A 531-nucleotide genomic window follows, 5' to 3' on the forward strand; every position below is an offset into this window, starting at 1 on the left:
GACTCAAACACACCCAAGTCGACTCACTGCCCTCGACAAGACCCGAAAATACGGCAGAATAACCAACGTCAAAGTGGCTCACTTTTCCACCCGCGAAACGGCTCACTTTTCGACCATCGCTGACACCTAGTGAAGACGCCGTTGTGCGTCCAGTGTTCCAGGCTTCCTCATTATGGGCAGCTGTGTGTCCTGTAACCCGTCCTGCTTGCCACCACTTTGGATCCCCTATGACGCGCCCGCAGACCCTTCCGGTCAAGGTGCCCAAAGATGCTACGAGCCGAACCGTCTCGAAACCCTAGCGTGGCGAGTTCAGGTGGTGAGTGCAACACCCTGAATTCTGTGGGGTGTCGTCGATGGGCAGACCTTGGTCGCCGTTGAGTGTTCGTTTAGCGTTCTGGGAGGGGTTGGATGCCGGGCTGTCGGTAGCGGTAGCGGCGCGGGCCGCCGGGGTGTCGCGTCCGACCGCGTACCGGTGGTTGAGCGACCATCGGAAGGTGTTGCCATCGCCGGTTCCGGAGTTCAGTGTGCCCC

General features: G+C 59.9%; 1 protein-coding gene. It reads left to right on the top strand.

The window, feature by feature from the left end; all coding sequences use genetic code 11:
• Positions 1-353: 353 nt before the first annotated feature.
• Positions 354-531, top strand: a 178-nt coding sequence (locus DBZ45_RS23595) for a helix-turn-helix domain-containing protein (RefSeq protein ID WP_223256914.1), incomplete at its 3' end; no start/stop codon positions are given.

Source organism: Arthrobacter globiformis (genome assembly GCF_003261175.1).
GTDB lineage: Bacteria > Actinomycetota > Actinomycetes > Actinomycetales > Micrococcaceae > Arthrobacter > Arthrobacter globiformis_A.